Genomic DNA, 256 nt, shown 5'->3' on the forward strand with positions numbered 1-256 from the left:
GGTGCCCGCGCTGCTGCGCGGGGAGTTCACGCAGATCACCAGCCAACTGCATGGGGCTAACAGTGGATGAGGTGAAGACCGGTCTGCCCACGCGCGCGCGCCTGCGCCCTGCCATCCGGCGCAGGCCGGCTGGCCCACGGTTTCGTGATGAGGTGCGCGACTTCCTGCGTTTCGTGCGCAGGCCACGGGTGGCGCCGCGCCTGCCGGGCCGGCGACTCGACAATGGCTGGTGGGAAGACTGGTTTCCTTCCATGAG

At 69.1% G+C, this 256-nt stretch carries 1 protein-coding gene; it reads left to right on the plus strand.

The window, feature by feature from the left end; translation table 11 throughout:
- Window positions 1-62: 62 nt before the first annotated feature.
- On the plus strand, window positions 63-256 hold a 194-nt coding region (locus tag EUU22_RS25705), incomplete at its 3' end, for a hypothetical protein (protein ID WP_205687952.1).

Origin of the sequence: Ciceribacter ferrooxidans (assembly GCF_004137355.1) — a bacterium.
Lineage (GTDB): Bacteria > Pseudomonadota > Alphaproteobacteria > Rhizobiales > Rhizobiaceae > Allorhizobium > Allorhizobium ferrooxidans.